Below are 25,998 nucleotides of genomic sequence, written 5' to 3' on the forward strand. Positions count from 1 at the left end.
AAGCGCCCCGGCCCCAAGGCCCCGAGCACCGAATCCCTCTCCGGCGGATAGCAACGCTCGATCCGCGCTGGCGGCTGCCACCGCGCCCGCCGGACAGCGGTCGCCCCCGTCTGGCCGGCCCCCCGATCGCCTGCCGCGGGCCCGAGCCGCTTCTGCCCCTGGCCGATTCGGTCGGAGGCGCAGCCGTGGGATGCGACAGTGGATCGCAGCTCGCCGTCGGAACGCGGCGACCGCATCTGGTCGAGGGACACCGGCCACGGTCCGCGTGCTCCGCGACCTCTGGCACCGTCACCGGCCGAGACCAGCGACCCGGATCGAACAGCGGAAAGGACCAGGCTCCCGACAGTCGGCGCCTCCGCACCCGGTGGCGTTGTCCCCCTTCAGGACTCGGTGAGCCTCGCACGGAGATACGGCGCGGTCCGGCTCTCGGACGCGGCGGCGACCTGTGCCGGCGTCCCCGCCGCGACGATGCGCCCGCCCGCTTCCCCGCCGCCCGGGCCGAGGTCGATGACGTGGTCGGCGCGGGCGGCGACCGTCATGTCGTGTTCGGCCACGATCACGGTCGCCCCGCCGTCGACCAGGGCGTCGAGCTGGCGCAGGAGGACGTCGGTGTCGGCGGGGTGCAGGCCCGTCGTCGGTTCGTCGAGCAGGTAGAGGGCGCCCGCGCGGCGGGTGCGCTGGAGTTCGGTGGCGAGTTTGACGCGCTGGGCCTCGCCGCCGGAGAGTTCGGTGGCGGGCTGGCCGAGGGTGAGGTAGCCGAGGCCGACGTCGGCCAGCGTGCGCAGCGGGCGCGCGGCGGCGGGGATGTCGGCGAGGAAGCCGGCGGCGTGGTCGACGGTCATGTCCAGCACCTGCGCGATGGTGGTGTCGCGGAAGGTGATCTCGAGGGTTTCAGGGTTGTAGCGGGCGCCGTGGCAGGTCGGGCACGGCGTGTAGGTGGTGGGCAGGAACAGCAGTTCCACCGAGACGTAGCCCTCGCCCTGGCAGGTCGGGCACCGGCCCTCGCGCACGTTGAAGGAGAACCGGCTCACGGTGTAGCCGCGGGCGCGGGCGGCGTCGGTCGCTGCGAACAGGCGCCGCACGGTGTCGAACAGCCCGGTGTAGGTGGCCACGTTCGAGCGCGGGGTGCGGCCGATCGGCTGCTGGTCGACCTCGACGACCCGGTGCACCGCCGGATCGGCGGCCGCGGCGTCGGACACGGCGTGCAGCAGCGTCGTCTTGCCCGCGCCCGACACCCCGGTGACGACCGTGAACACGCCGAGCGGGAGGTCGGCGTCGAGTCCGCGGACGTTGTTGCGGGTGACGTCGCGCAGGGCGAGCGTGCCCGTGCGGCTGCGTGGTTCGCGCGCGGGCCGCCGGATCTCGCCGAACAGGTGAGGCCGGGTGACCGATTCGGCGACCGTCGCGAGCCCGTCGACCGGGCCGCTGTAGAGGACCCGCCCGCCGTGTGTGCCCGCCCCGGGCCCGATGTCGACGATCCAGTCGGCGCGCGCGACGATCCCGAGATCGTGTTCGACCACGAACACGCTGTTACCGGAGTCCTTCAGCCCGTCGAGCACGCGGATCAGGGCGACCGTGTCGGCCGGGTGCAGCCCGGCCGACGGCTCGTCGAGTACGTACACCACGCCGAACAGGCCCGAGTGCAGCTGGGTGCCCAGCCGCAGGCGCTGGAACTCCCCCGCCGACAGGGTCGGCGCGGCGCGGTCGACGCTGAGATAGCCGAGGCCCAGTTCGGTCAGGATGTCCAGGCGCACGGTCAGGTCCTGGGCGAGCACGCCGAGGGCGCCCGCGCCGGAGGCGAAGGGTCGCAACACTTCCGCGAGTTCCGCCAGCGGGAGATGGGCGAGTTCGGTGATGTCGCGGCCGGCGAAGGTCACCGCCAGCGCTTCGGGCTTGAGGCGTCTGCCGTGGCACAGCGGGCACGTGCGGGTGTCGAGGAACTGCGCCGCGCGGGCGCGCGCCGACTCGCTGCGGGATTCGGCGAAGGTGCGCAGCACCAGGGGCCGCGCGGCCGTGTAGGTGCCCTGGTAGGGCCGCTGGATCCGGCCCGCCTCCCGCTGCGGTTCGACGGTGACCGTCGGCTGTTCGTCGGTGAACAGGATCCAGGCGCGGGACCGCTCGGGGAGTTCCCGCCACGGACGGTCGATGTCGTAGCCGAGGGTCGCCAGGATGTCGCGCAGGTTCTTGCCCTGCCACGCCCCAGGCCAGGACGCGATCGCGCCCTCCCGGATGCTGAGCGCGGGGTCGGGCACCATCGAGGCTTCCGACGCCTCGTGCACGACGCCCTGCCCGTGGCAGCGCGGGCACGCCCCCTCGACGGTGTTCGGGGAGAACGAGTCCGAGTACAGCATCGCGGCGCCTGCCGGATAGTGGCCCTCGCGCGACATCAGCATGCGCAGCGAGTTGGAGACCGCGGTGACGGTGCCGACGGTCGATCGGGACGAGGGCACCGAGCGGCGCTGCGACAGCGCGACCGAGGGCGGCATCCCGGTGACGACGTCGACGTCGGGCGCGTCGACCTGGTGCAGCAGGCGCCGCGCGTAGGGGGCGACCGATTCGAGGTAGCGGCGCTGGGATTCGGCGTAGAGGGTGCCGAAGGCCAGCGACGACTTGCCGGACCCGGAGACCCCGGTGAACGCGACCAGCGCGTCGCGCGGCACCGTCACCGCGACGTCGCGCAGGTTGTGGACCCGGGCACCGCGGACCCGCACCGACGAATCCACCGCGTCTCCTTCCGTTCCCGATCGGACCTGGCCACGCCCCTGTGACGCTACACCGGGCCACCGCCCCGACGCCGCAGGCGACGACCGGGATGGGGATCGCCTCCGGATATCCACGGCGAGCGTTTGCCGGAGATCCGGTTCGCCCGTGGGCAAACCCGGACGGCCGTGCACCGGCGGCGACAACACGCCCCTGACCGAGGCTGGACCCTCCGGTCACTCGTTCACCTCGTCGTCAGCAAACGTTGCCACATATTTGCGGTAGTTCAAGTTTTCACTTCGGCGACCGATCCGCGCCCTCCCCCGGCCCCGAACTTGTGACGGGTCGACGAGTCGCCCGACCCCTCCCCCTTGAATCCACTGTCAGGACGCCATGCCCCTCGATACCGAACCCCCGGTCGTCACGCACCCCGCGACCGAGGACGACACCGGCACGTCGCCGTCGACCGCGCCCCTGCTGTTGCTGTCCCTGTTGATGCTCGGCGTCGACGTCGTCGCGCTCATCCCCCTGGGCAGCTGGATGACCCGGTACGGGATCGTCCTGGTCAGCGGGCTCTACCTCGTGCACGTCCTGTTCTCCACCGCGCTCGCGTCCTGGACCGTCATCCGGCTGTCGATCCTGCCGATCGATCCCGGCCAGGACGAGTGACGGGTCGCGCTCGACCTCAGCGGCGCCACCCGCTGCGCGCCAGCCACCCCGGGAAGTCCAGCAGTTCGGGATGGGCCCGCCGGAGTTCGCCGATGTCGATGCCGAGGTCGGGTGCGGCGTCGAACTGTTCGAACATCTCCGCGACGTGCTCGTCGAAGGCCCGCACGGCCTGGATCGGGATCCGGTTGCTCCGCGCGGACCTGCCGGTCACCGCGCCGAAGGCCGCGGCGATCTGCGGCGGCGTGAGCCGGTCCCCCGCCAGGGACACCGTCGCGCCGCGGTAGTCGTCCGGCCGGGTGAAGGCGATCGCCGCGAAGGCGCCGATGTCGGTCACCGCGATCAGCGACAGCGGGATGTCCTCCCGCACCGCCAGATTCACGACCAAGGTGCCGTCGTCGTCGAGGGCGGGCCGGTTGAGCGTGTCGAAGTTGTCCATGAAGAACGCGGGCCGCAGCACGGTGGCCGGAACCCCGCTGTCGGCGAGGTATGCCTCGAGATGCTCCTTCACCTTGTAGTAGGTGACGTTCGTCCGGAGGCCGGCGCCGCGCAGCGAGCTGTAGACGAGATGGTCGACCCCGGCCGCGCGGGCGGCGTCGATCACCCGCTCGCCGCGCCGCTTCTCCGCGGCCAGCCCGGCCTCGGTGATGTGCACGCCTTCCATCATCGTCAGCATCAGGAATACTCCATGGGCACCGTCCAGCGCGGACTTCACCGCCGCCTCGTCGTCGAGGTCGCCGGTGACCAGCTCGGCGCCGGCCGCCGCCAGCCGCCGCGCGGCCACCGACTGCGGATCGCGGACGAAGGCACGGACCGGACACCCCCGCGCGAGCAGGTGAGCAACGGTCGCGCTCCCCTGCCGGCCGGTGGCGCCGATGACCAGAATCGGCGCGGATACGTTGCTGCTCATGGTATTTGCTCCCTGCTCGGCGGTGATGCGGTCCATCACCGGCACGTCCGACGCTACGTAGCCGGACCGAGCCGGTCCTGGTACGAATACTGCTACCCAGAACAGTGGTGTTCGCCGACAAGACGTGCTGAGAACCCTCGTCCGGCATCCGTGCCGCCACGACACGACCCAGGGGCCCCGATGACCGACCCATCCCGCGCGGAACTGGCCGAGTTCCTCAAAGTTCACCGGTCGCGGCTGCGGCCCGCCGACGTCGGGCTGCCCGGCGATCTCCTGCCGGGCCGCAGGCGCACCTCGGGACTCCGCCGCGAGGAGGTCGCCGAGCTCGCGGGGGTGAGCCTCACCTGGTACACCTGGCTCGAGCAGGGCCGCAGGATCGCGGCGAGTCCGCAGGTACTCGACGCGCTGGCGCGCGCGTTGCGCCTGGACGCGACACAGCACCGGCAGTTGCGGCGTCTGGCCGGGCTCGCGGACCCGCCGGGGCACGCGGACCTGCCCGAGCCGGCGCGCGTGCAGAGATTGGTGGACACCTTGCACCCCACCCCCGCCGTCGTGCACGACGCGTGCCTGGACTTCATCGCCTGGAACCGCGCGTTCGCCTGGGTCCGCACCGACCCCGCCGCCCTCGCCCCCGGCCGCCGGAACCTGCTGTGGTGGATGTTCACCGACGACCGCAACCGCGCCATGATGCGGGAGTGGGAGGCGGCCGCGCGGGCGATCCTCAGCCAGTTCCGGGTGCTCCTCGGCAACCGGCCGGGCGATCCGCGCCTGACCCGGCTGGCGGACGAATTGGGCGCCGCCAGCCCGGAATTCCGCGCCTGGTGGTCGGAGTATCCGGTCCGGGATTTCCGGCCGGCCGTCATCGGCATCGATCACCCGACGGCCGGCCGGATCGACCTCGAGCTGTTCCAGCTGCGGCTGGTCGAGCACCCGGACCTGCTTCTCGTCGTCCAGCGACCGGCGGGCGACGAGGATCTCGAACGCATCCGCGCCCACCTGCCCGAGGGCGACGGGTGAATCAGGACTCGCGCGGACGCAGGACGACGACCGGGATCTCGCGGTCCGTCCAGGACTGGTAGGTGTCGAAATCGGCGTAGAGGTCGACCAGGAGCGGCCAGAGCCGGGCGCGCTGGGCGGGGTCGGCGACCTCCGCGCGCACGGCCCGGCGGTTCCGGCCGACCTGGATGTGGGTGTCGGGCGCGGCGCGCAGATTGCCGTACCACTGGGGGTGTTTCGGCAGGCCGCCCTGGGACGCGACGATCACGACGTCCGCGCCGTCCTCGAGGTACAGCAGCGGGGTCGTGTAGGCGGCTCCGGACTTGCGGCCGCGGTGTTCGAGCAGCAGCGTCGGCACGGGCTTGCGCCAGCCGGCCCCGATCCGCCACGTGCCGCCGACCCGGCCGCCGGTCAGGCGGTAGAGGCGGACGTGGGCTCGGCCCGCGTATTTGAAGAGCTTCGGCAGCAGGGGTGAATCGAGCTGGGCGGGCCGGGGTGGCTGGGTCATCGGTGTTCCTCGTCTGCGGGCGACGCCCTCGGTCTTCCCGGGGTGCCGGGTCCGGTCGGGCATCGAGGGCTGTCTTTCGCGCGCTCCGATCCAGACCATACAGATGTGCAACACTGTATGGTCTGTATTGCGAGAACCCGTTGACCGTCCACGACGGAACGGGGCCGTCTCCGAGGGAGGACCGATGCGCAGGCACGGGTGGTCGGGCACGGTTCCCGCGACCGACAGCGAGGCCGTCGAGCGCATACTGGCGGCGACCCGGGCCGTCGTCGAACGCTCCGGCGCCGCGTGCAGCATGGCCGAGATCGCCCGGGAGCTCGGCGTCACCCGCCAGACCGTCTATCGCTACTTCCCCAACGCCGACGCGCTCCTCGCGGCCACCGCGCTGGCCGAGACCGGGCGATTCCTCGATGCTCTGGCAGAGCACCTCGGCGCGATCACCGATCCGGCCGAGGCGGTGGTCGAGGGCATCGCCCACGCTCTCGAGACCCTCCCCGACGACCGGCATCTCGGTCCGCTGCTGACGCCCGGCCGGGGCAGCGCGCTGTCCGCGGGGATGACCTCCGACGCGGCGCTGGTTCTCGGGCGCGGCATCCTGGAACGCACCGCCGTCGACTGGGCGGCCGCGGGCATCACCGGCGGCCGGCTCGACGACCTGGTCGAGCACATGCTGCGGATGGTCGGGTCGTTCGTCCTCGACCCCGGCAGGACGGCGCGCGACGGCGCGGCGGTGCGGGAATATCTGCGGACCTGGGTCGCGCCGGCCGTCCGCGCACTCGGTACGAGCGATTCCCTCGTTTCCGCAGACACCGGGCCGCGCGCGATATTCGACAATTCCGCGCCGAATGCGCCGGAATCGGCCTCCGGCCCGCGTTGAGCCGCAACCGCGCAGGTGGCACCGGGTGGCCTGAACTTCCATTCCCCTGCGGGAAAGGGCCTCGCGCACGCCTTCGCACGGATTCCCGGCCCACGGACGGCGCCATCATCGCCGTGTCACCCCGAATTCCGGATGCTTCTGTTTGGATGTGAAGAAGGGGTGTTCAGGAGGTGACCGATGCTGCCCGCACGACGATTCGCCGCGGAATGGGCGACCCGTCTGGCCGAGGTGACCACGACCCCGCCCCCACCCGCCCGGCTCGCCGACGCGCTGGAGCATCTGCTGGGCACCCTGCTCACCGCGCTGACGAATCCGGCCTGGGATCCGGCCGCCGCCGAGAACCTCGGTAGCGCGGTAGCCGGGCTCGGTTTCCACACGCCCGAGGCGGTCGAGGTCTCGCTGCCGACCCTGCGCGCGATATGCGCCGAGGCGGGCGCGGCGCCGGACGTGCTGACCTGCGTCGCCTCCCGCTTCGGATTCGGGATCGGGCGGGCGAGCGCCTCCGCGCCGCTGCCACCCCCGGCGGCCGACGGGTTCGAGGTCGCGTTCCGGCACGCCTCGGTGGCCATCTCCATCGGCGACGCGCAGGGCCGCATCATCGACGCCAACCCCGCCTTCGAACGACTCATGGGCCGCCCGCTCGAGCAGCTGCGCGGCCTGGACGGTTTCGAGCTGGCCGAGGACGCCGCCGACGTGGAACGCCGCCGGATCTTCGAGCACCTGGCGGCCACCGATTCGGGCACGGTGCGCTTCGAAGGCCCACAGCCGCATCCCGACGGCGGGTCGAGCTGGGTGGCGTGGACGGTGACCCAGTGCCTGTCGAACAACGGCGAGCGGACCTATCTACTCGGCTTCGGCCAGGACCTGACCGAGCAGCACGCCGTCACCGAACGGCTGCGCTGGCAGGCGCACCACGACCCGCTGACCGGACTCGCCAACCGCCGCCGCCTGCACGCCGACCTGCACACGCTGGTCACCGCGGCCGAGCCGGGACAGCGAGTCGCCGTCCTCGCCCTCGACGTCGACGACTTCAAGGCCATCAACGACACCCACGGCCACACCGCCGGGGACCGGATTCTCGCCGAGCTGGCCGCCCGGCTGCGCAGGGTCCTCGACGGCGAGGAGACGCTGCTGGCCCGCATCGGCGGCGACGAGTTCATCGTCGTCCTCCCGCCGACGGCCATCGACACGGCCCGCGCGACGGTCGGCCTGCTGCGCGAGGCCGTCGTCGAACCCTTCGGTGCCGTCGACCGGCCGATCTCCATCACGATCAGCATCGGCGCCACCGTCACGCCCCTGGCGGGCACGAGCGTTCCGGAACTGCTGGCCGACGCCGACGAATGCCTGTACCGCGCCAAGGCTCTGGGCAAGAACCACTGGGCGCTGCGCACCGAGGGCGGCGCGCTCGTCCTCGACGGGGACTGATCCGCCCGAAGGTCGCAGTCACCCCGACTCCAGGGAAACTCCGTACTCGGTGGCGTCTCACCGGTCCGGCGCGCGATACACCGACACATGGGAGGCCGAGTCGGCCGTGAACGGTGCCCGTGACCAGTCGGCGTAGCGGGCACACGGGGTGAGACCGGCCAGCCGGGCCATCAGATCCAGTTCGGCGGGCCAGACATAACGGTGGGTGCTGCGGGCGAGGGTGGTCGTTCCGCGGGCATCGGTGCGGACGTGGTGGGAGACGACCAGTTGGTCGACCACGTCGTAGGTGTCGAGGCCGAGATGGTCGGCGTCGGCGCGCCACACCACGGCTTCGCGGCCGGGCGGCAGGGCACGCAGGTCGGGCACCCAGAGCTCGACGACGAAGTGGCCGCCGGGGGCGAGATGCCGTGCCGCGTTGCGGAAGCAGGCGATCTGCGCGTCCTGAGTGAGCACGTTGGAGATGGTGTTGTAGACGAGGTAGACCAGGGTGAACGTCCCCTGGACGCGGATCTCGGTCATATCACCCAGAACGACCGGCACGGTGAGTTCGTCGGCCTTGTCGCGCAACCGATCGACCATGGCGGGCGCCAGCTCGATGCCGGTCACCGGCACGCCGCGCCCGGCCAACGGGATCGCGACTCGGCCGGTGCCCACCGCGAATTCGAGTGCGCGGCCGGCACCCGCCAGCTCGGCGAGGAAATCGGTCGTGGCATCCAGCAGATCGGGCGCGAACATCCCCGTGCCCGGGGTGTCGTACACGCGTGCGGCCTCGGCTCCCCAGGTCTCGTCCATACACGCCATGCTGGTGGTGACGGAACTCGTCGACAACCGAATTGTCGCAGCGCGGTTCCGGTCACATCATCATGGGCATCCCCGGGAACATCTGGTTCCACCAGTTGCGCACCATGGCCATGATCTGTTCGCAGGTCATCATCGCCGCTCATCTCCTCGACAGCTCGGCCCCGACCCACCGACCGGATACCCGGCCGCGACGCGCCGAACCACGACGCGCCGGACCGGTGGGATCGCCGCCCAGGGCGGGTCACGGCCTTAGCCTGGCGGGCATGGCGACGATCGGGACCGTCTTTCTGACCGACAACGCGCGGGGCGGGATGCCCGAGGAGATCGCGGGCGTGGTGATCTCCTCGGCGGGGATCCGGTTCGCCGATCTGACCTTCGCCGACATCGGCGGGGCCAGCCTCGCCGTCATCGAGGCGCTCTCCGCCACGACGGAGGAGACGGTGAAGCTGAAGATCCCGACGAGTTCGATCGCGGTAATCCACTACCGGTGACGGGCCTCATTTGGCGTCCCCGTAGGAGCCGACGACCGCGGTCGTGAACGGGAAGCGCACCGGCGTCGACCCGAAGGCGATGCGTCCCGCCTCCTCGGCGGCGGTGGCGATCGCGTCCACCACGGTCGCGGCCTCGTCCGCGGGGCAGTGCACGATCACTTCGTCGTGCTGGAAGAACACCAGTTCGGCGCGCAGCCCCGCCCGCGCGATCGCGTGCCGCACGCCCGCCAGCATCAGCAGCGCCCAGTCCGCCGCGCTGCCCTGGACCACGAAGTTGCGGGTGAAACGGCCGCGGGCGCGGGCCGCCGGGGTGCCCGCGAAGCCGGCGATGTCCCCGGCGGGGCCGGCGTCGGCGCCGGGGACCGGCGGGCAGGTGCGGCCGAGCCAGGTGCGCACGAGACGGCCCTCCTCGCCGGCGTGCGCGGCGTCGTCGACGTAGGCGACCGCGGCGGGATAGCGGCGGCGCAGCGCGGCCATGTGGGTGAGCGCGTCGCCGGAGGTCTGGCCGTAGATCGCGCCGAGCAGGGCGAGCTTGGCCTGGGCGCGGTCGCCGCCGAAACCGCGGGCCGCCAGGTCGGCATAGAGGTCGTTGCCTCTACCCGCGACCTCCATCAGGCCCGGGTCGCGGGAGATCGCGGCCAGGATCCGCGGCTCCATCTGAGCGGCGTCGGCCACGACCAGCGACCACCCGGGATCGGCGCAGACCGCGCGGCGGATGAGCTTCGGGATCTGCAGGGCGCCACCGCCGTTGGTGGTCCAGCGCCCGGAGACCGTTCCGCCGGGCAGGTATTCGGGGCGGAAGCGGCCGCCGTGCACCCACTGGTCGAGCCAGGACCAGCCGTGCGCGGTGTGCACGCGGTAGAGCGACTTGTAGGCCAGCAGCGGCGCCACCGCCGGGTGATCGACGCGCGCCAGTTCCCAGCGCCGCGTGGACGTGAGCGCGACACCGGCCCGGGCGAACGCCTTGACGATGTCCTGGGGCAGGTCGGGCCGCACGCGCGTCCCGAAGGCGCGCGACACCTCCTCGGCCAGCTCCGCCATGCGGCGCGGCTCGGCGCCGCCCGGGAAGCGCTCGCCCAGCATGTCGTCGAGGAGGGCACGGTGGATGTCGGTCCGCCACGGGATCCCGAACCGGTGCATCTCGGCGGCGACCAGCATGCCCGCCGATTCCGCGGCCAGCAGCAGCCGCATCCGGTCGGGGTGCCGGGTCCGCGCGGTCCGGTCCACCTGCCCGGCGTAGACCGCGAGCAGCGCGTCGAACTCGTCCGTCCCGGGCGGGAGGGGCACGGGGCCGGATTCGAAGAGCGAGGGCTGGGTCTCGGCGGCACGCGGCGGCGGGTCCGGCGGCACGGGCAGCCCGTGCAGGCGTGCCCACGCCGCGGCCAGCGAACACGGCTGCCCGGACTGCCCCTCCTCGTGACCGATGAGCAGCGCCTCGGCGGCCTCGACGTCGTAGCATCGCTCCACCCGGACGCCCGCCGCGAGCAGGGTGCGGTAGATGCCCGCGGTGGAGCGCCAGACCCAGCGCTGCACGTGCGGCCGCGACCGGATCGCCTCGGCCGGCGAGGGCGCGTCGACGACGGGGCCCGCCGGCCGCCCGTCGGGACCGAGCGGGCAGAGGCGGGCGCCGCCGTCACCGGTCTCGGTCACCGCCCATCGCATGGGCGGAAGTCTGTCACCGGGGTCCGACAGGCGGGCGCGGGCGCGCCTCAGACGAGGCGACCTCCCCCGTCGACGTGCAGGGTCGTGCCGGTGAGGTACGGGTTGGTCAGGGCCAGCATCGCGGCCGAGGCGATGTCGTCGGGTGTGCCGACGCGCCGGGCCGGGTTCCGCGCTGCGGTCGCGGGGAACAGCTGCCCGCGCGCCTCCGCGCTCCACGCGCCGGAGTCGACGATGCCCGGCGAGACCGCGTTCACCCGGACGGGCGCGAGTTCGACCGCGAGCGCCTCGGCCAGGGTGGCGGCCGCGGCGTTGGTGGCGGCCATGATCGTCCGTCCGGGCACGGGACGCCAGGCGGCGACGCCGGAGAACAGCAGCATCGCGCCCCCGGGCCGGAACCGGCCGGCGAAGTGCTTGGCGAGCAGCGCCGGGCCGATGACCTTGGCGTCGAAGGCGCGATGGACGGCCGCGCGGTCCAGTTCGGTGACGGGCCCATTGGCGGGATCGGCCGCCACGGTGACGAGGTAGTCGAGCTCGCCGACGCGTTCGGCCAGGGCGGCGAGGGTCGTCTCGTCGGCGAGGTCCACCTCCGGCCTGCCGACCGTATCCACCCGCATCTCGTGCTGTTCGGCGAGCGTGGCCAGCGCGCGGCCGATTCCGGACCCGGCGCCGACGATGATCATCTTCTTCTGTTCCCGTTGTGTTGTCATGCCGCTGTCAGCGTCGTGGCCTCCGTTGGTAATCCCCTCGCGTCATGAATGTTTTCGTGCTCTGACATAGAATTCCCGAATGCCGACGTTGCGCGCTCTCGAATGTCTGGTCGCGGTGCTGGACACCGGGTCCGTCACCGAGGGAGCGGCCGCGCTGCACATGTCGCAGCCCGCGCTGTCGCATCAGCTGGCCGCGCTCGAGCGGGAGATCGGCGCGCCGGTGGTGGAACGGCTGCCGCGGGGCGTGCGGGCCACGGTGGTCGGCCGGGCGATCGCCGAGGACGCCCGCACGGCGCTGGCCGCCGCCGATCGGGTGGTCGGCCGCGGACGCGCGGTCGCCCGGGGCGGCGGCGGGGAACTGCGGCTCGCCTGCGCGGAGAGCCTCACCGCGCCCCTGCTCGCCCCCGTACTGCGGGAACATCTGCGTCGCGTGCCGCTGCTGCGGGTCTCACTCACCGAGGCCGCCAGCGCGGACCGCCTGGCCGAACTGGTGGACTCCGGCGTAGCCGACCTCGCCGTCGGTCCGCGCCCGACCCGCTGGCCCGGCAGGAGCGACACGGTCGGCGCGGAGGAGATCCGGGCGGTCGTACCCGACCGGCACCCGCTGGTCGACCGGGCAGATCTGTCCTTCGCGGACCTGGCCGACCACCCCGTCGTGCACTACCACCGCGACAACGGGCTGGCAGGCTGGCTCGACGCCGAAGCCGCCCGGCACGACGTGGCGCTCCGCCCCGTCGTGCGGACACGCCAGGCGACCACGGCGGCCCGCCTCGCCGAGGCGGGGCTGGGCGTCGCGGTCGTCCCGGCGACCGCCCTCGATCCGGCATTCGACTCGAAACCGTTGCGGCCCCGCCTGTTCCGCGATCTGGTCTGCCTGTTCGGCGCCACCGGCGATCCGGTCGTGCGCGACTTCGCCGACGCGGTGATCGGCCGCGGCGTCCCGGGCGGGCGGTGAGCGGCGGCCCGGGCCGGGAATCCCGGGTCAGCGGCCGCGGTTGCCTTCCGTGTGACCACCCAGGCCCCCACGCTGCACCCGTTCGTCGCCGGCCGCTTCAGCCCCGCCCGCTTCCGGCGCGATCACGTGATCGCGCCGGCGGAGATCGTCAGCCTGATCGAGGCGGCGCGCCGGGCGCCCTCGGCGGGCAACTCGCAACCGTGGGCCTTCGTGGCCGGCGCGCGGGACGACGCGGTGCACCGGCGGATGGTGCGCCACCTGGCCCGCAGCTCGGGCGCGTGGGCGCCCGACGCGAGCCTGCTGGTGGCGAACCTGGTGCAGCGGCGCGTCGAGGATGGCGATTTCGCGTATTCCGAGTTCGCCGACTACGACCTCGGGCAGGCCGTCGCGCACCTGACGGTGCAGGCCCACGACCTCGGCCTGCAGGTCCATCAGTTCCGCGCCTTCGATCGGGACGGCCTGCACCGCGAGTTCGCCGTGCCGGGCCACTGGGAGATCGCCACCCTGGCCGCCGTCGGGCTGCCCGCCCACGCGCCCGGCGAGGTGAGCGGGGCGAGCACGAGCCGTGACCGGCGCCCCCTGGACGAGGTCCTGTGGACCGTCGCCGACGCCCCTGCGCCCGGAAACCGCTGAGCGCGAACAGGATCGCGTACCTGATCAGCGCGGAGCGACCAGACGCGCCGCGATGGCGCGGGCGGCGTCGACGCGGGCCCCGTCGCCGAGCTGACGCGCGACGTTGGCCGCGCTGACCACCGCGTTCAGCTCGAAGACCAGCTGCGCGGGGTCGACGCCGTCGAACTCGCCCAGTTCCTGCGCCTTGACGATCTCGGCGGTGAGCAAGGCCAGCCACGCGTCGTGATCGGCCACCACGGCGTCGCGGACCGCGCCGTGCTTGCTGCTGAACTCCACGAGGGTCGCGACCCGGAAACACCCGCCGGGGAACGGGGGGTCCTCGATATGGGCGAACCAGCGTTCGACCAGGGCCCGGATGCGGTCGCCCCCGCGCGGTTCGCGCAGGCTCGGGGCGATCACCCGTTCGATGAACACCTCGCGGGCGGTCTGCACCGCCGCCAGCTGGAGCGCCTCCTTGGTGCCGAAGAGCGTGACGATGCCGCTCTTGCTGATCCCGAGGTCGGTCGCCAGCATGCCGATGCTGATGCCGTCGAGCCCCTCGACGGAGGCGAGTTCGGCGGCGCGCCGGGCGATGGTCGCCCTGGCACGCGCGCCCTTGGCCAGTCGCTGGTCACCGGGCTCGGTCAGCTGGGTCATGGAGACCATTCTCCCACCACCCCTTGTCGAAGTGAACGATCGGTCGTACGTTTATGTACGACCGATCGTACGTTCTTTTTCTTCCCCGAGGGTTTCCCATGACCGACCTCTCCGCCCGCCCCGAAGATCCGCCCGGCACCACCACAGGCGCCGCGGGCCGCACCCTGGCCATCGCCTCGGGCGCGGCGTTCATCGCCTTCCTCGACCTGTCCGTGGTCAACATCGCCTTCCCGACCATCGCCGCCGCCTACCCCGGCACCGCCACCGGCACCCTGACCTGGATCGTCAGCGGCTATGCGATCGCCTTCGCCGCCCTGCTCACCCCGGCCGGACGGCTCGCCGACGTCGTGGGCCGCAAGCAGTTGTTCGCGCTGGCCCTGGCCGGTTTCGCGGCGACCTCGCTGCTGTGCGGACTGGCGCCGGGCGCGGGCTGGCTGATCGCCGGGCGCGTCCTGCAGGGCATGACCGCCGCTTTCATGGTCCCCGCCGCCCTCGGCCTGGTCCTCGCGGCCACGCCCCGCGAGAAGATCGGTGCGGCCATGGGCGCATGGACGGCCGCGGGCGGCTTCGCCGCCGTGATCGGGCCCGCGATCGGCGGCGCGCTGGTGGAGACGCTGGGCTGGCGCTCGGTGTTCCTGGTCAACGTGCCGGTGGCGATCGCGCTCATCGTGCCCGGCCTGCGCCTGCCCGCCACCGACGACCCACGGCGGGCGACCGCCCTGCCCGATCCGCTGGGCATCCTCGCCGTCGCGGTGGGTCTCGGCGCCGTGGTCGCCGCGGTCACCGAGGGCCAGAGCTGGGGCTGGACGGCGCCGGGCACCCTGCTCGCGCTGGGCGGCGGCGGCGCGCTCGTCGGCTTCGCGCTGGCGCGGTCGCGTCGCCATCCCGCGCCCGCGGTGGCCGTATCACTCTGGCGCGACCGCGGATTCGCCCTCGCCAACGCCGGGTCGTTCCTGTTCGGGGCGAGCATGTTCGCCTGGCTGCTGGCCGGGCCGCTGTTCCTCGACACCGTGTGGGGATATTCGGTCCTCGGTTCGGCGGCCGCGCTCACGGTGGGGGCCGCGGCGTCCATGGTGACCGCGGTGCTCGTCGGCCGGATCACCACAGCCGGTGCCCAGCGCCGGGTCGGTGTTCTCGGCGCGCTGATGTACACCGCGTCGCTGGCTTGGATGAGCACCGGCGCGTTCGGGCCCGACCCCGCGCTGTGGTCGGCGTGGGTGCCCGCCGGCCTGCTCGGCGGCGGCGGCATCGGCATCGTGGTCACCGTTTTCGGCACGGCGGCGGCGAGTTCGGTGCCGCCACGCCAGTTCGCGGCCGGCGTCGGAATGACGACGACCGCCCGACAGGTGGGCGGCGCGCTCGGCGTCGCGATCCTGGCCGCGGTCTTCACCGCCGTGCCCGACGACCCGATCCACGCCTTCCACCTCGTGTTCGCGGTGGGCGCGGCGGTCGGCCTCGCGGTCGCCGTCCTGCTCGCCCTTCCCCTCCCGGCCACCACCGTCCGCCCTCGCGAGGAGTGACGAGATGTGTTTCCCCACACCACTTTCCGCGTTGTTCACCGAGGCGGACGATCCGCTGCTGCTGCCCCGCGAGCAGGCCGTCGCCCTGCTCGCCGACGCCCCGTGGCGCCGCTTCGCGGTCCTGGGCGATTCGATCGCGGCGGGCACCGGCGACCCGAGTCCGGGCTACGCCGCCACCGGCTGGGCGGACCGCGTCGCCGCGACGCTCTCGGCAACGAGCCCCGCCACGGAGTACCGCAACGTGGCCCGTGTCGGCGCGACCAGCACCCAGGTCAGGACGCACCAGCTGCCCGGCATCCTGGATTTCGCCCCGGACCTGGTGCATGTCGGCTGCGGCGGCAACGACCTGTTCGAGGCGGGGGGCGACCCGGACCGCCTGCGCGACAACCTGTCCGCGATGTTCACGGCGCTGGCCGCGACCGGCGCGCAGCTCATGACCTTCACCGTCGCCGACGTGTGGGAGGTCGAGCGCATGGCGCCGATGCGGCCGATGCGCGAGCGCATGGCCACCATGAACGAGGTCATCCGCGCCGTCGCCGCCGAGTACGACGCCGTGCTCACCGAGTTCTGGGACCACCCGGTCCGCACCCGGCCGACACTGATGAGCGCCGACCTCATCCACTTCACCACCAGCGGCCACGCGGTGGTCGCCACGGAGGTGATCCGCTCCCTCGGCAGGCGGCTCGGCCGCGGCTGAGTGCCCGGCGACCGATCACGAGCACGGCTCGTGGTCGGTCCGCCCGGACCGGGTCAGCCCGGGATCAGATCCGCGCTGCGCCGCAGACCGACGGGGCTCGGATCGGCGTGGCCCGGCGTCACCTCCATGACCGCCTCGGCCACGGCGAGCCGCGCGCCCAGCCGGGGCGGGCAGCGCAGCCCCGCGTCCCGCTCCAGCAGCAGCCGCACCGCCGCCCAGGGCAGATTCACCCCGGCGAAGGCGGTGTGGAACAGTCCGGCGGAGGGTCGCGGGTTGGCCTCGAGCAGCACGGGTTGCCCACCGCGATACCGCAATTGGACGTTGGTCAGGTAGGCCAGCTCGAAATGCCCGACCAGCCGGCGCGCGATGTCGACCACGCCCGGGTCGTCGAGCAGGGTCCGGAAGCGGCCCTGTTTGGCGCGCGGGATGCCGACCAGCAGGTCGCCGCCGGGCGCCGAGAGGCAGTCGATGCTGATCTCGGGGTCGTCGAGGAACGGCATGACGAGCAACGGCGGCACCGCCTCGCCCTCGTCCGCCGCCCGCCGCAGGGCGCCCGCGACGGCCTCCACCGAGGCGACCGGCCGCGGCGCCACCCGCAGGCTCGCGAGGGTGAACGGCCGGTCGTCGAGGATGCGGAACCCGAAGGCCGAGTACTCCCCGCTCGGCTTGATACACAGCGTCTCCCCGCCGGACGAGAGTTCCGCGACCGCCGCGTGGAACCCCTCGGCGTCGGTGACCTCCCGCCACGGCGGCACCGGAATCCCTGCCGCACCGGCGATCTCGTAGGTGCGCACCTTGCTCGTCAGCGCCGTCACCGCCGCGAGCGGCGAGCACATGAGACTCGTCCCGATCGCGGCGAAGTCCGCGGCGCGGCCCGCGAGGGCGGCCAGGCGCCGGGGCGGGATGAGGACGTCGATCCGGTGCGTGCGGCAGAAGTCGAGCGCGAACCGCGCGTACTCCTCGTCGCCCGCGTAGCGCGGTTCGACCGCCGCCACGTCGCACACCGACAGGGCGGCCGCGCCGGGGTCCACGTTGCTGGCGAACACGACGACGTCGACCCCGTCGGGATTCTCGCGTAGCAACCGCATGACCTGGACAGTTGCCGCGCCCGCACTGCTGAGCCAAACCCGAAGCGTTATGGCAACCGCTCCCTTCCTGTTCCCGTAGAGACCCGGACCTTATCCCGGTTCGGTGTCGCGCACATGTCGAGCGTGAGTCCGCACGTCACCCGCCCGCGCAGCGCGCGAGCGAGGCCCTGCTACAGTCTCGATCCGCGGATCTTGCCGACGCAGCGTCGGCAAAATGTCCGCAGGAAGGTGGAGGCACCGGCGATGAGCGATTTCCCCGGAGTCGACGGGTTTCTCGGCACGAGGGCCTCGTGGGCGATGGACACCATGGTGCTGGTGATGGCGGCGGTGGTCGCCGTGCTGGCCTGGAGTGTCTACACGGCCAGAGCGCGGCGGCGGTTCGGTCTGCATCGTCGCGTCCAGATCGCGCTGGCGCTCGGCCTGCTCGCGGCGGTGGTGCTGTTCGAGCTGGACGTGCGCCTCAACGGCTGGCAGGAGCGGGCCGCGGGCGTGGCGGGCGGTACCGCGTCGGCGGTGGTGTGGTGCGCGCTCGCCGTGCACCTGGGGTGCGCCGTCTTCTCGGTGCTGCTGTGGCCGGTGGTGATCGTGCGGGCGGCGCGCGGCTTCGGCTCGCCGCCGGCACCGGGCGCGCACAGCGCCTGGCACCGCCGCTGGGCACCGATCGCCGCGATCGGCATGACGCTGACGGCGGTGACCAGCTGGGTGTTCTACGGCCTGGCGTTCGTGGCCTGAACCGCCGCGTGCCCGCGCCGCGCGGCGCGCAGCCGCTGCCCGAGATAGGGGCCGAGGAGTTCCTCGACCCGGGCGCGGACCGCGGCCGGGTCGGCGCCGGACTCGACCATGCCCGCCGCGGCGTGCACGACGGCGTTGACCAGCCCGGCGGTCGCCTCCGGATCCGGCGCGCCGAGTTCCTCGAGCGCGGCGACCAGCGGCGTCTCCAGCCGTTGGTGCAGGTCCCTCGCCCGCTCGGCGAGCGCCTCGCCCGGCAGGACCGTCGCCAGCGCGCGGGCGACGGCGTGCTCACCCTCCTCGACGAGGTCGATGTTGGCCGCCGCGTAGGCCAGGACGCGGGCGGCGGGGTCGCGGGCGGCGCCCATGCGCTGCGCGGTCCGCGCCGACCAGCGCGGGAACGCGTCCTCGAAGACGGCCAGCAGCAGGTCGTCGCGGGAGCGGAAGTACTGGTAGGCGCTCGGCCGGGCCAGGCCGGTCCGCGCGGCGATCTCGGTGAGCGTCGGGATCTGCCCGGTGGCCAGCACGGCACGGGCGGCGTCGAGCAGCGCGCGACGCTGCGCCGCGTGGTGCTCGGCGACGGTGGCGGCCGCGATCTTGGGCACCCGGCCTCCTCCCCACTGCGCACTGCTCCGACCCCGACAGTCTCCCATTCCGGGCGGGATCACGGCACCGGCGCCCCGGCGGGCCGAGAGCACGAGCCCCACGGCACCGTCCGCCGCGGCCGGGCACGGCCGTGGGCCGGTCACCCGGAGGTGACCGGCCCACGCTCAGCGGACGGACCGGACTCGCTCAGGAGCGGTCGCGGCGATCGTCCTGTATCCCTTCGGTTTCCACGCGCTCCTTGCGGACGGTGTCGGTGACGGTCTGCTCATCGGCGACCTCGTCGACGGCGAGCCGGACCCGTTCGACCGGGACCGATTCCTTGTCGACGGTGACGCGGTCGGCGTGCAGGGTCACCTCGCGCTCCTCCTCGCCGATGCGGGGCGCCGTCCCGGTGTCGTCCGCGCGGATGGGTTCGCGCTCCACGCGGACCTCCTCGTGGGTGGTCGGCACCCGGATCGACTGCTCCTCCTCCACGACGTACTTGCGGAGACGGGCGGTCCCGGCTTCCTCGCTCTCGGTCCCGACCCGCAGCTGCTCCTCGGAGCGGACCACCGAGGCGTCGTCGCGGTTGCCGTAGGTCAGCGGCTCGTCCTCGCCGGGCCGGATGTCCTGTCGCCCAGCGGTATTGCGGCCGGGCTGACGCGGCGCGAGGTGGTAGTGCGCGAGCAGCTCCTGTTCGGACCGGGCGCTGATGCCGCGGTCGTCGTCGCGGTGCGGCGCCGACTCGACCTGTTTCTTGTCCACCCGCACCTGCAGGACGTCGCGGTCGGCGTCGTGGGAGGCGCCGGCCAACGGCACCAGCGAGTCGGACTTGAACAGCCCGGTGGACACCGCCGCCCAGGTCGCCTCGCCGGTGTCGTTGTCGATGTAGATCTGCTTGACCTTGCCGATCTTCTCCGCGCGCGCGTCGTAGGCGGTCGCGCCGATCAGCGCGTCCAGTGTGGTCTTGCTCATGATCCCTCCTACCTGTCGTCGGCGGCGGCACGCGGAAACACTGTGCCGTCACCGGGGGTTGTCGTGATCAGTAGCGGTGCTCGTTCGGCTCGACGGCCGATGCCCGGCTACATGTCGGCAACTACCCGGGTGCCGCGGGGGCAAACACCCCCGGCGCCGATCGTCAGGAGATCGGCTCAGTCGCGCAGGGTCTCCCCGGGAGGGCGGCCGTAATGACGCCGGTAGGCGGTGGCGAAGCGGCCGGGATGGGTGAAACCCCACCGGTGGGCGATCGCCGAGACGGTCTGCCCGTCGCCGGGTTCGGCGGCGCGGAGCTGCTCGTGGGCGGCGGCCAGGCGGGCCCGCTGGAGGTATTCGCGCGGCGTGGTGCCCAGGTGCCTGCGGAAGGCCAGCTGTAGCGCGCGGGGCGTCACGAAAGCCGCCGCGGCGATGTCGGTGACGGCGATCGGCTCGCCCAGGTGGGACTCGAGGAAGGCGACGGCGCGGCGGACGGTCTCGGGATGCGCGTCGTTGCGATCGATCCAGTTCGGCTCGCGGCGCGCGTCGGTCGGCATCGTGGCGAGCACGGTCGCGGCCAGGTAGTCCGTGGCGGTCGCGGCGGTCAGGGGACACGCCGCGGCCTCGGGATCGGCGGCGATCTGCTGGAGGTGCCCGATGACGTGGCGCAGGCGCTGCCCGGCGGCCGGGGAGAGCGGCCGGTGCCCGCTCAACCGCACGGGCCCGCCACCGGCACTCGCCGCCACGCGGTCCAGGATCTCGGGCTCGAACATGATGATGTCGTAGCGGCTGGTGCGGATCGTGCCCGAGTACGGCAGGTCGTGCGGGGTGAGCAGCCCGGTCTGGCCCGGGGTGAACACGTCGGGTTCACCGTCGTGATAGTTCTCCTCGATCCGGCCGGAATGCACGTTCACCAGGCATACCCGACCGAGCGGGTCCGCATCGTAGGCCATGTCGAAGCCCAGATCGATCCGGTCGAAACTCACCGGTCCCAGATGCTCGCGGCGGATGCGGGTGCGGACCTCCCTCGGCCCGCTGTTGCCGATCTGCATACGCGTGTAGGCGCTGTTGAGGAATTCCTCGGTCGCGCCGAGGTCTCCGCTGTCGAACGCCAGGTTACGCACAGCACCCTCCTCTCGACGGCCCGACGTTCCCACGTTACCCGCCCGAATAGCGGAGCGGCGCCGACCGGGCGGAACGACGGCGACGGCGGCCGACAGTACGAAATGCGAAGTCCGGACGCCTCCGTCCGGACTTTTCGCGAAGAGCGGCACGCGAGCCGGGCCACCGAGTGGAGCGGGCACGCGGTCGCGTGCTGGAATGAACGCGCCGGTCGATCTTGAACAACCAGGACCCCGGCCGTGTCATCCGGCACGCCGGAGCTGTCGAATCGAGTCCGCCGTGACGAGCACCTCCGATGTACCCGCCGATGTGCTGCGGCGATTCGACGCCACGGTCGAGGCGGCCGGGCGAACCGTGGTCCTGCGCGCCTGCGGCGAGGTCGACGCCTATACGCTGCCGCACTGGCGGTCGCTGCTGGGCCGCGCCGCGGCCGCGACCGAGGACGGCGGCCACCTCGTCATCGACCTCGACGAGGTCTCGTTCCTGTCCGCGCGGTCCATCGCCGACCTGGCCGAACTCGCCACGGGCCTGGAGCGCCGCGCGATCACCCTGGCCCTGACCGAGGGCCGATCGGCCGCCACGACCCGCCGCATCCTCGACATCACCGGTCTCACCGAGCGGCTGTCCGTCCACCGGAACCTGCGCGCCGCACTGGCCGCCGGACACCGCGCGGGCGACCGGTGTTCAGCGGGACGTACGGCGTTGCTCGAAGACCACCTCGACGTCGTAGCCCCCGTCCGGGTCCGCGACCGGCGCCCCGCGCACCTCGAGCAGATCGGTGGTCGCCTTGATCACGTGCCAGGCGAAGCCGGACTCGTCTATCGGGTCGCGGACAGCTGAGCGGGAGCGGACGTGCACCCGCAGGCGATGGGCGTCGGCATCGAACTCGCACCGCAGATCGGTCCCGGGGATCGCGGCGCGCATGAGGCTCGTCGCGACCTCGTCCACGACCACCCGGATCTCGGCCGCACGGTCGAGCGACAGACCCGCGATGAGGCTCACGGTGTCGGTCAGCGACCGCATCATCATCAGCTGGCTGACCTCGGCGGTCACCTCCACCACCACCCGGGTCGTGCGGGCGCGCCGGGCCGCCATCGACCCAACAACCTCGTCGGCCATCGCCTGCCTCCCGTCACCCGTACCCGCCCGGACCCGCTCCACACCACGGAGCTACCCGCGTCGTCCGGCCGGAAACGATCACCGCCACCGACGCGCCCCGCGGTATCGGGCCGCCTTCCCACGTTCCCACACGTCGCGGCGCGCCACCGGGGTGCGCGGCGGGGACGGCGACGGGCACATTCCCGGCAAACGCCGTCCTGTGACCCGCCGCACGCCCGGCTACTTCCGCTCTGACCGTACCCGGCTCTCCCCCAACACCTTCCGCCCCGGTTTACCGGCCGGACGAGGGGGATACCCCGTAGTCAGTGAGGCCCACCACCGGAGACAACCCTCGAAGGCCAGGAGCTGATCCGATGTCACCGAACACCGCCACCACCCTCGGCGAGCAGGACTGGACATACGAGAACGTGGAAGGACTGTTCGCCCGCTGGTCACTGACCGATCCGGCAGGCGACGAGCACGCGGCTCTGCGCGCGCGGATCATCGAGATCTGCCTGCCGCTGGCAGAGCACATCGCCCAGCGCTACGCCGGGCGCGGGGAGACCTTCGACGACCTGGTGCAGACCGCCCGCCTCGGCCTGGTCGTCGCCGTCGACCGGTTCGACGTCACCCAGGGCGCCCCGTTCCTCAGCTTCGCCGTCCCCACCGTCATGGGCGAGGTGCGCCGCCACTTCCGCGACCGCACATGGGCCCTGCACGTGCCGCGCAGCGACAAGGAACTGCACGCCCGGATCCGGCCGGCCACCGAGGAGCTCACCCGCAGGCTGGACCGGTCCCCCACCGCCTACGAGCTGGCCGCCGAACTCGAGGTCGACGTCACCGACGTCACCCGGGCGCTCGCGGCCGCCGACGCCCACAGCACCCGCAGCATCGACACCCCGCTGCTCGGCGGCGGGGACGACAGCACGACCACGATCGCCGATTCGATCGGCGGTGAGGACCCGCGCTTCGAACTGGCCGAGCAGATCCTCACCGTCGCCCCGCTGCTCGAGCGCCTCACCGAGGAGGAGCGCAATCTGCTGATCTGGCGCTACTACGAGTCGCTGACCCAGTCCGACATCGCCGCGCGTCTCGGTGTCTCACAGATGAGCGTCTCGCGCAAGCTCACGCGGCTGCTCGGCCGGCTGCACGATCAGGCGCTCGACGAGCGCGGCGTCGCCTAGCGCCCGGCCGCGGCGAACTCCCGCACGATCGTCTCGCAGAAGGCGGGCAGGTCGTCGGGGTCGCGGCTCGACACCAGGCCGCGATCGGTGACGACCTCCTCGTCGACCACGTGACCGCCTGCGTTGCGGATGTCGGTGCGCACGCTCGGATACGAGGTCAGGGTGCGTCCGCGCACCACGTCGGCCTCCACCAGCGTCCAGGGCCCGTGGCAGATGACCCCGACCGGCCTACCCGATTCGACGAAGCCGCGCACGAAGGACACCGCCGCCGGGTCCTGACGCAGCTTGTCCGGATTGGTGGTGCCGCCGGGCAGCAGCAGCGCGTCGAAGTCCTCGGGGGCGCAGTCGCCGACGACCCGGTCGACCTCGAAGGTGTCACCCGCTTCCACGTCGTTGTTCATCGCCTGGATCTTCCCGGATCGCAGCGAGAGCAGCGTCGTCGTCGCGCCCGCGTCCTCCACCGCGGTGCGCGGCTGCACGAGTTCGACCTGTTCGACGCCGTCGGCGGCCAGGATGGCCACCCGGGTTCCCGCCAGTGACTGCTGGGCCATGATCGGCTCCTTTCGTAGCGCTTCGTCCGTTGCTCTCCCCCGCCCTCGGCCGGGTGCCCGCGACGGAGCGGGCGAAACAGGCGCCGCTCGCGCGGCCACCGGGGAATCCGCCGAATCCTGGGTATTGCTCCAGCGCATCGTCACCGACTTCGAGGAGCACACCATGACCACCCCGTCCGAGATCGCCGAGTTCGCGCGAGAGCACGGTCTGACCGTCGCGGTGGCCGAGTCGCTCACCGGCGGGAATCTCGCGGCGGCGCTCAGCGCGGCACCCGATTCGGCCGAGTGGTTCCGCGGCGGGGTCGTCGCGTACTCGGCGCAGGTCAAGCGGGAGGTGCTCGGCGTGCCGGATGTGCCGGTGGTCTCCGAGATCGCCGCGCGCGCCATGGCCGACGGCGTCCGGGCCCTGACCGGCGCCGACGTCGCCGTCGCGACCACCGGAGTGGGCGGACCCGGCGCGCAGGACGGGGAACCCGCGGGCTCGGTGTGGTGCGCCGTCTCCACCCCCGTGGCGGAGTGGGCGGTGCACAACGACTTCGCCGGCCCGCCGGAACAGGTGCTCGACCAGGCCATCTCCTGCGCCCTCGACCTGGCGTTCGCCGGCCTGCGGAAGCAACCCGCCGCCACGAGCTGACCGTCATCCCCTACGGAAGTCACACCGGCACAACACCTTTCCGCTGTTTCGCGCCCGGGGACCGGGGCATGCCGACAGGGAGACCGCCCGACGCGACCGCCGAGGAGATGCCCCGTGATCCGCACCCCGTCCCTGCCCCGTCCCGCCCGCGCCTGCCTGCTCGCCGCGCTCGCCGCCACGAGCCTGCTCGCCTGCGGCACGACCACCGACCCACAGGGCCCCGGCCGCGACCCCGGCCCCACCGAGGCCCCGATCATCGGGCCCGACGCCACCATCGCCCTCTGCGACATGCTGCGCGACGACGTCGGCACCTGGCAGACCCAGGACACCACGGCGGCCAAGGTCGGGTTCAACGGCACCGTGCACAGCTGGGCCCTGCGCCACGGCGCGGTCAACCTGGCGGTGGCGAACCATCGCGAGGTCATCGACACCGTCACCGCCGAGAAGTGCCCCGAGATCAGGGGCGAGGTCGTCGGCGCGCTCGGTACCGCCGATCTCGCCTCCGGCCTGGCCGGATACTGACCGGCACCGCCGGAAACGCCGCCCCGTCCACCACGGCGGCAGTACTGTTGCCCTACGCGCGACGCCGCTCCACCGCGACGCGCGACGCGGCCGACAGCGGCACGGTGTTCCGCGAACCTTCCCGTCCCCGTGCCGGAGCAGGCCGTGAACGTTCGCACTCCCCTCGTCGCCGCCCTCGCCGCGGCGCTCCTCCTCGCCGCGGCACCCGCCGCGCACGCCGGAACCGGCCTGCCGGGCAGCGTCGAGATCGCCTGCGCCGACACGGCTCTCACCCAGGACGCGCGCTGGTACCTGCCCGCCGGCGCGCCGCGGGCGCTGGTCTGGGTGCAGCACGGGTTCGCCCGCGCCTCCGGCAACGTCGCCGACCTGGCGGGCGCGCTGGCCGACCGCGGGTATCTGGTCTTCACCCCCGATCTGCCGTTCGTGAATCCGTCGGGGTGCACCCTGCAGAACCTGGGCGACAACACGGGCTTCCTCCACCAGGTCGCCGAACTCTTCGGCACGTCGGAGGCGCTGGCGGCGAGCCTGGCCGCGGCCGCGCACCGGGCCGGGCGCAGCGCGCCCCCGCTCCCGGCCGACCTGGTGTTCCTCGGTCACTCCGCGGGCGCCGAGGCCGTCGCCGTAGTGGCCGAGGACCTGCGCGTCACGAGCCCCGCGACCTGGGCGCGGCTGCGCGCGGTGATCCTGCTCGACCCGGTGAAGTCGTTCCTCGGCGACAACCTCGGCCGGGCGGTGGCCGGGATCGACACCACCGCCCTGCCGCTGCTCGAGGTGGCCGCCCCGCCCTCGCCGTGCAACTCCTTCGGCACCGGCACCGACGCCGTCCGTTCCGGCCTGCACCGGCCGTTCCTCGGTCTGCGCCTGCCCGAGGGCGCGCACACCGACGCCGAGGGGGCCAGCTCCGACGCGCTCGGGGAACTGCTGTGCGGCGTCCCCGCGGCCACCGCGGTCGCGACGGTGCGAACGCTGGCGCTCGGCTGGACCGACGACGCCGTCGACGGCTCCCGAACCCCCGCGCTCTACCCGGACGCCGCGGGGACCGTCGCCGCGGCACCGGGCGCCGAGGTGCTGCGCGGCGGCTGATCCGCGCCCGGCCCGCAGATCAGTTCCGCGAGCTGTTCGCGGTCGCCGACGTCGAGTTTGATGCAGGCCCGGTAGATGTGGCCCTCGACGGTGCGCACCGAGACGCAGAGCCGTTCGGCGATGGCCCGATTCGACAGGCCGCGGGCGATGAGCGCCGCGATCTCGCGCTCGCGCTCGGTGATCGGCAGGGGCCGGGCGGCGCCGAGCACCGCGGGGTTGTCGCGTCGTCGCACCGCGCGGCCAGCG

27 protein-coding genes and 1 pseudogene are annotated in these 25,998 nt (G+C 72.9%); 15 read left to right on the forward strand and 13 right to left on the reverse strand.

Annotation, left to right across the window (positions count from 1 at the left end; genetic code table 11):
- Positions 1-380: 380 nt before the first annotated feature.
- Positions 381-2,723: an ATP-binding cassette domain-containing protein gene (locus tag ON36_RS09475; protein WP_043650523.1), complete on the reverse strand. Its 2,343-nt coding sequence runs from the start codon at positions 2,721-2,723 to the stop codon at positions 381-383.
- 370 nt (positions 2,724-3,093) lie between these two features.
- Between ON36_RS09475 and ON36_RS09480 the strand changes: the two genes are divergently transcribed.
- The gene (locus tag ON36_RS09480) at positions 3,094-3,369 is read left to right on the forward strand and encodes a hypothetical protein (protein ID WP_043650526.1); all 276 of its coding nucleotides are present in this window, start codon (positions 3,094-3,096) and stop codon (positions 3,367-3,369) included.
- 16 nt (positions 3,370-3,385) lie between these two features.
- Here the strand turns inward: ON36_RS09480 and ON36_RS09485 are convergent, their stop codons facing one another.
- Positions 3,386-4,276: an NmrA/HSCARG family protein gene (locus ON36_RS09485; RefSeq protein WP_043650563.1), complete on the reverse strand. Its 891-nt coding sequence runs from the start codon at positions 4,274-4,276 to the stop codon at positions 3,386-3,388.
- Positions 4,277-4,456: 180 nt separating this feature from the next.
- On the opposite strand from ON36_RS09485, the gene ON36_RS09490 reads away from it, so the two are divergent.
- The gene (locus ON36_RS09490; protein WP_043650529.1) at positions 4,457-5,293 is read left to right on the forward strand and encodes a helix-turn-helix transcriptional regulator; all 837 of its coding nucleotides are present in this window, start codon (positions 4,457-4,459) and stop codon (positions 5,291-5,293) included.
- Position 5,294: 1 nt separating this feature from the next.
- Here the strand turns inward: ON36_RS09490 and ON36_RS09495 are convergent, their stop codons facing one another.
- A complete protein-coding gene (locus ON36_RS09495) occupies positions 5,295-5,780 on the reverse strand; it encodes a nitroreductase family deazaflavin-dependent oxidoreductase (protein WP_043650531.1) in 486 nt (161 codons plus the stop codon).
- A 184-nt stretch (positions 5,781-5,964) separates the two neighbouring features.
- Here ON36_RS09495 and ON36_RS09500 point away from each other — a divergent pair, with 184 nt between their 5' ends.
- Both ON36_RS09500 and ON36_RS09505 read left to right on the forward strand, forming a co-directional pair.
- Positions 5,965-6,657 (forward strand): TetR/AcrR family transcriptional regulator, encoded by a 693-nt coding sequence (locus ON36_RS09500; protein WP_052313807.1) that lies wholly within the window; start codon positions 5,965-5,967, stop codon positions 6,655-6,657.
- Positions 6,658-6,834: 177 nt separating this feature from the next.
- The gene (locus ON36_RS09505) at positions 6,835-8,082 is read left to right on the forward strand and encodes a GGDEF domain-containing protein (protein ID WP_052313808.1); all 1,248 of its coding nucleotides are present in this window, start codon (positions 6,835-6,837) and stop codon (positions 8,080-8,082) included.
- A gap of 57 nt (positions 8,083-8,139) precedes the next feature.
- Here the strand turns inward: ON36_RS09505 and ON36_RS09510 are convergent, their stop codons facing one another.
- Positions 8,140-8,874: a class I SAM-dependent methyltransferase gene (locus ON36_RS09510; protein ID WP_043650533.1), complete on the reverse strand. Its 735-nt coding sequence runs from the start codon at positions 8,872-8,874 to the stop codon at positions 8,140-8,142.
- A 272-nt stretch (positions 8,875-9,146) separates the two neighbouring features.
- On the opposite strand from ON36_RS09510, the gene ON36_RS09515 reads away from it, so the two are divergent.
- The gene (locus tag ON36_RS09515) at positions 9,147-9,374 is read left to right on the forward strand and encodes a hypothetical protein (RefSeq protein ID WP_043650535.1); all 228 of its coding nucleotides are present in this window, start codon (positions 9,147-9,149) and stop codon (positions 9,372-9,374) included.
- A 6-nt stretch (positions 9,375-9,380) separates the two neighbouring features.
- Here the strand turns inward: ON36_RS09515 and ON36_RS09520 are convergent, their stop codons facing one another.
- Both ON36_RS09520 and ON36_RS09525 read right to left on the reverse strand, forming a co-directional pair.
- On the reverse strand, positions 9,381-11,036 hold the full coding sequence (locus ON36_RS09520) for a bifunctional 3'-5' exonuclease/DNA polymerase (protein ID WP_043650537.1): 1,656 nt from the start codon (positions 11,034-11,036) through the stop codon (positions 9,381-9,383).
- A 47-nt stretch (positions 11,037-11,083) separates the two neighbouring features.
- On the reverse strand, positions 11,084-11,743 hold the full coding sequence (locus ON36_RS09525) for an SDR family oxidoreductase (protein ID WP_043650539.1): 660 nt from the start codon (positions 11,741-11,743) through the stop codon (positions 11,084-11,086).
- 79 nt (positions 11,744-11,822) lie between these two features.
- Between ON36_RS09525 and ON36_RS09530 the strand changes: the two genes are divergently transcribed.
- Both ON36_RS09530 and ON36_RS09535 read left to right on the forward strand, forming a co-directional pair.
- Complete coding sequence (locus ON36_RS09530; RefSeq protein ID WP_043650541.1) at positions 11,823-12,698, forward strand: LysR family transcriptional regulator; 876 nt, start codon at positions 11,823-11,825, stop codon at positions 12,696-12,698.
- A 51-nt stretch (positions 12,699-12,749) separates the two neighbouring features.
- Positions 12,750-13,331 carry a nitroreductase family protein gene (locus ON36_RS09535; RefSeq protein ID WP_043650543.1) on the forward strand — a complete coding sequence of 194 codons (582 nt, stop codon included), beginning with the start codon at positions 12,750-12,752 and terminating at the stop codon, positions 13,329-13,331.
- Positions 13,332-13,355: 24 nt separating this feature from the next.
- Here ON36_RS09535 and ON36_RS09540 read toward each other — a convergent pair whose 3' ends face one another.
- Complete coding sequence (locus ON36_RS09540) at positions 13,356-13,967, reverse strand: TetR/AcrR family transcriptional regulator (RefSeq protein ID WP_043650566.1); 612 nt, start codon at positions 13,965-13,967, stop codon at positions 13,356-13,358.
- 98 nt (positions 13,968-14,065) lie between these two features.
- On the opposite strand from ON36_RS09540, the gene ON36_RS09545 reads away from it, so the two are divergent.
- Positions 14,066-15,487 carry an MFS transporter gene (locus ON36_RS09545; protein ID WP_043650545.1) on the forward strand — a complete coding sequence of 474 codons (1,422 nt, stop codon included), beginning with the start codon at positions 14,066-14,068 and terminating at the stop codon, positions 15,485-15,487.
- 4 nt (positions 15,488-15,491) lie between these two features.
- Entirely contained in the window at positions 15,492-16,184 is a 693-nt protein-coding gene (locus tag ON36_RS09550) for an SGNH/GDSL hydrolase family protein (RefSeq protein ID WP_043650547.1), read from the forward strand.
- Positions 16,185-16,237: 53 nt separating this feature from the next.
- Here the strand turns inward: ON36_RS09550 and ON36_RS09555 are convergent, their stop codons facing one another.
- Entirely contained in the window at positions 16,238-17,272 is a 1,035-nt protein-coding gene (locus ON36_RS09555) for an ATP-grasp domain-containing protein (RefSeq protein WP_083885025.1), read from the reverse strand.
- Positions 17,273-17,515: 243 nt separating this feature from the next.
- On the opposite strand from ON36_RS09555, the gene ON36_RS09560 reads away from it, so the two are divergent.
- Complete coding sequence (locus tag ON36_RS09560; RefSeq protein WP_043650549.1) at positions 17,516-18,004, forward strand: DUF420 domain-containing protein; 489 nt, start codon at positions 17,516-17,518, stop codon at positions 18,002-18,004.
- Here the strand turns inward: ON36_RS09560 and ON36_RS09565 are convergent.
- The 3 genes from ON36_RS09565 to ON36_RS09575 form a co-directional block, all read right to left on the reverse strand.
- Entirely contained in the window at positions 17,980-18,606 is a 627-nt protein-coding gene (locus ON36_RS09565; RefSeq protein ID WP_043650551.1) for a TetR/AcrR family transcriptional regulator, read from the reverse strand. The genes ON36_RS09560 and ON36_RS09565 overlap by 25 nt on opposite strands.
- 187 nt (positions 18,607-18,793) lie before the next feature.
- Positions 18,794-19,561 (reverse strand): DUF2382 domain-containing protein, encoded by a 768-nt coding sequence (locus tag ON36_RS09570; RefSeq protein WP_043650553.1) that lies wholly within the window; start codon positions 19,559-19,561, stop codon positions 18,794-18,796.
- 176 nt (positions 19,562-19,737) lie between these two features.
- The gene (locus ON36_RS09575) at positions 19,738-20,682 is read right to left on the reverse strand and encodes a helix-turn-helix transcriptional regulator (protein WP_043650555.1); all 945 of its coding nucleotides are present in this window, start codon (positions 20,680-20,682) and stop codon (positions 19,738-19,740) included.
- A gap of 277 nt (positions 20,683-20,959) precedes the next feature.
- On the opposite strand from ON36_RS09575, the gene ON36_RS32665 reads away from it, so the two are divergent.
- Positions 20,960-21,520, forward strand: coding sequence for an STAS domain-containing protein (locus ON36_RS32665; protein WP_157224825.1), 561 nt, complete (start codon positions 20,960-20,962; stop codon positions 21,518-21,520).
- A gap of 632 nt (positions 21,521-22,152) precedes the next feature.
- Entirely contained in the window at positions 22,153-22,962 is an 810-nt protein-coding gene (locus ON36_RS09585) for a SigB/SigF/SigG family RNA polymerase sigma factor (protein ID WP_043650557.1), read from the forward strand.
- On the opposite strand, the gene ON36_RS09590 is transcribed toward ON36_RS09585, so the two are convergent.
- The gene (locus tag ON36_RS09590) at positions 22,959-23,513 is read right to left on the reverse strand and encodes a type 1 glutamine amidotransferase domain-containing protein (RefSeq protein WP_043650558.1); all 555 of its coding nucleotides are present in this window, start codon (positions 23,511-23,513) and stop codon (positions 22,959-22,961) included. The two genes, ON36_RS09585 and ON36_RS09590, sit on opposite strands and share 4 nt — an antisense overlap.
- A 163-nt stretch (positions 23,514-23,676) precedes the next feature.
- Here ON36_RS09590 and ON36_RS09595 point away from each other — a divergent pair, with 163 nt between their 5' ends.
- The 3 genes from ON36_RS09595 to ON36_RS09605 all read left to right on the forward strand — a co-directional run bounded on the left by ON36_RS09595 (position 23,677) and on the right by ON36_RS09605 (position 25,752).
- A complete protein-coding gene (locus tag ON36_RS09595; RefSeq protein WP_043650569.1) occupies positions 23,677-24,147 on the forward strand; it encodes a CinA family protein in 471 nt (156 codons plus the stop codon).
- Positions 24,148-24,261: 114 nt separating this feature from the next.
- On the forward strand, positions 24,262-24,669 hold the full coding sequence (locus ON36_RS32670) for a hypothetical protein (protein ID WP_052313811.1): 408 nt from the start codon (positions 24,262-24,264) through the stop codon (positions 24,667-24,669).
- A 144-nt stretch (positions 24,670-24,813) separates the two neighbouring features.
- Positions 24,814-25,752: an alpha/beta fold hydrolase gene (locus ON36_RS09605; protein WP_157224826.1), complete on the forward strand. Its 939-nt coding sequence runs from the start codon at positions 24,814-24,816 to the stop codon at positions 25,750-25,752.
- Here ON36_RS09605 and ON36_RS09610 read toward each other — a convergent pair.
- Positions 25,689-25,998: pseudogene (locus tag ON36_RS09610) on the reverse strand (helix-turn-helix domain-containing protein); the annotation flags it as partial. The gene ON36_RS09605 and the pseudogene ON36_RS09610 sit on opposite strands and share 64 nt — an antisense overlap.

The sequence above is a fragment of the Nocardia thailandica NBRC 100428 genome, assembly GCF_000308795.1.
Classification (GTDB): Bacteria; Actinomycetota; Actinomycetes; order Mycobacteriales; family Mycobacteriaceae; genus Nocardia; species Nocardia thailandica.